Annotated in this window: 4 protein-coding genes; 3 read left to right on the top strand and 1 reads right to left on the bottom strand. The window is 46.3% G+C overall.

The window, feature by feature from the left end:
- On the bottom strand, nucleotides 1-584 hold a 584-nt coding region (gene hemW, locus JZU62_RS03035), incomplete at its 3' end, for a radical SAM family heme chaperone HemW (protein WP_295011763.1).
- 70 nt (nucleotides 585-654) lie between these two features.
- On the opposite strand from hemW, the gene JZU62_RS03030 reads away from it, so the two are divergent.
- From JZU62_RS03030 to JZU62_RS03020, 3 genes are all read left to right on the top strand, one after another.
- A complete protein-coding gene (locus JZU62_RS03030) occupies nucleotides 655-1,125 on the top strand; it encodes an RNA pyrophosphohydrolase (protein ID WP_295011761.1) in 471 nt (156 codons plus the stop codon).
- Nucleotides 1,125-2,336: an aspartate kinase gene (locus tag JZU62_RS03025; protein ID WP_295011759.1), complete on the top strand. Its 1,212-nt coding sequence runs from the start codon at nucleotides 1,125-1,127 to the stop codon at nucleotides 2,334-2,336. Before JZU62_RS03030 ends, JZU62_RS03025 begins: the two co-directional genes overlap by 1 nt.
- Nucleotides 2,337-2,665 (top strand): HobA family DNA replication regulator (locus tag JZU62_RS03020; protein ID WP_295011757.1); only part of this gene is annotated, 329 nt, incomplete at its 3' end.

The following is a 2,665-nucleotide window of genomic DNA, read 5'->3' as shown; positions in this document are numbered from 1 at the left end:
TCCTCTTCGATGGTGAGGGCATAGAGGCTGATGTGATCGATGGGGAGAAGAAAGGCTTGGTCAATATCAGATTTTAAAAGCGCTTTGGTATCACCGCTAACCCCGTAGATTAAATCGATACTGAGGTGTTTGTAGCCGATAGCAGAGGCGGTTCGGATCGCTTCGAGTGCATGTTGCGTATGATGAGCACGCCCGAGGATTTTGAGCTTTTCATTGTTAAAACTTTGCACTCCGAAGCTGAGGCGGTTAACTCCCAGCTCGAACATCCCCTCTAGCCATGTCCTTGTGGCACTGTTAGGATTGGCTTCGGCGGTGATCTCGCAATTTTTTACCAGATAAGGGTCAATCATTTCAAAAATCGGACGATACAGTGCGGGGTCAACGGTAGATGGAGTTCCTCCACCGATAAATACACTTTCGATAGGGTTGGCGGCACTTACATTAAAACGGAGAAGCTCCGAGTTGAGTTGAACAAGGACAGCATTCATATACGCTTCGCGCAGTGAAAATTTATCGACATAAGAGTTAAACGCACAGTAAGAGCATTTGCTATCGCAAAAAGGGATGTGAATGTATAAAAGCATAAGTGGATTATAGTATTTTTAATGGCGAATAGTTTACAATACCCATCCAAAATAGACTAAAAGATGGTGAATGACCGAAAAAAAGTTCTACCGACCGAATGTGGCGGCGATTATTGTCTCTCATGAGTATCCTGAGACCAAAGATGTTTTTATCGCCGAGCGGAGTGATTTGGAGGGGGTATGGCAGTTTCCTCAAGGGGGAATTGATGAGGGAGAATCGAGCGAAGAGGCTCTGTTTCGTGAGCTTGGCGAAGAGATCGGTACTTCAAAGGTTGATATTATCGCTGAGTATCCCGAATGGATCGCGTACGATTTCCCCTCCCATGTCGCAGCCAAAATGGCTCCTTATGCCGGACAAAAACAGCGCTATTATTTAGTACGTTTGAAAAAAGGGGCAGTAATCGATATAGATACGAAGCACCCTGAATTCAAGGCGTATAAATTTGTCAATATTGATGAGCTGTTGAGTCACGTCGCCCATTTCAAAAAACCGGTATATGAACGGGTTATTTCTCATTTTAGAACCAAGGGGTATCTGTAATGCTTATTGTCCAAAAATTTGGCGGTACCAGTGTCGGCGATTTGGAGCGAATCCAAAACGTCGCTAATCGTGTCTCGCAAACACTTAAAGAGGGGCATCAAGTTGTCGTTGTCGTATCGGCAATGAGTGGTGAGACGAACAAACTCATCGCGTATGCGGAACACTACACCTCTACTCCTGAGCGCAGTGAAGTGGATATGCTTCTCAGCTCCGGTGAGCGGGTAACGGCTGCATTGCTCTCGATTGCCCTCAATGCGATGGGGCACAGTGCGACCTCTATGAGTGGTCGTCGTGCGGGGATCGTGACCGATAGTATCCATACGAAAGCACGGATTGAGAGCATCGATCCTAGTGCAATGCATGCAGAACTCGCTTGTGGCAAAGTTATTGTTGTTGCAGGTTTCCAAGGGGTGAGCGAGAGTGGTCAAGTCACCACTCTCGGGCGTGGAGGCTCAGACCTCTCTGCGGTTGCTCTCGCAGGTGCATTGGAAGCGGATTTATGTGAAATCTATACCGATGTTGATGGTATTTATACGACCGATCCACGTATTGAGCCACGCGCTAAAAAAATGGATCGTATCAGCTACGATGAGATGCTTGAACTCGCTTCTCTTGGAGCCAAAGTCCTCCAAAACCGCTCAGTAGAGTTGGCTAAAAAATTAAACGTTAACCTCGTAACCCGCTCCAGTTTTAGCGATGCGGAGGGGACACTTATCACAAAGGAAGAGAATATTATGGAAAAACCACTTGTCAGCGGTATCGCACTCGATAAAAACCAAGCACGCGTATCCCTCAGCGGCGTGATCGATCGTCCGGGGATCGCTTCGGATATTTTTACCCGTTTGGCAGATAACAGTGTGAATATCGATATGATTATCCAAACCTCAGGGCATGATGGCAAAACGAACCTTGATTTTACCGTCCCTAAAACGGAACTTTTGGATGCGAAAAAAGTGGTTGAAACCTTTATTGCCGATGATGAGATCAGCGAAGCGTCCTACGATGAAAATATTTGTAAAGTCTCCATCGTGGGTGTCGGTATGAAATCCCACACGGGCGTTGCAGCAAAAGCGTTCCAAACAATGGCTCGTGAAAATATAAATATTATGATGATTTCAACTTCGGAGATTAAAGTCTCTATGGTGATCGATGAAAAATACGCTGAATTGGCGGTTCGATCATTGCATAGCGCCTATTCGTTGGATCAATAAGTGCGTCATTTCGATCAATGGACATTAGAATCGATTCGCTCCGAGGGGGCATCGATGAGCTGGTTCGAAGAGCAGCGTTTCGAATGGACTCCTCAAATCGCTAATGCCATGGATCAGGTGATGGGGGGAAAAACGCTTGTTCTAATCACCGATCATGATCGCAAATGGTACGCCCACTACATTATGTCATCGCTAAACAAGCGGTTACAAGATCGCCCGATGATCCCTATCGCCTGCATCGACTCTCTCTATCCCCATTACGATCATCTCAGCGGCGGAGAATCGATTGATATGCTCAGTGATATGCTCGATATCGCCTTTAAAGGGGA

Origin of the sequence: Sulfuricurvum sp., assembly GCF_019163035.1 — a bacterium.
In the GTDB taxonomy this organism is placed as follows: domain Bacteria; phylum Campylobacterota; class Campylobacteria; order Campylobacterales; family Sulfurimonadaceae; genus Sulfuricurvum.
The sequence above is the reverse complement of the archived record's forward strand: the minus strand, read 5'-3'. Positions and strand labels throughout refer to the sequence as shown.

Bases quoted from the DNA above. Each gene is read 5' to 3' on its own strand.
- JZU62_RS03030 (WP_295011761.1), top strand. From the start codon at position 655: ATGACCGAAAAAAAGTTCTACCGACCGAATGTGGCGGCGATTATTGTC.
- JZU62_RS03025 (WP_295011759.1), top strand. From the start codon at position 1,125: ATGCTTATTGTCCAAAAATTTGGCGGTACCAGTGTCGGCGATTTGGAG.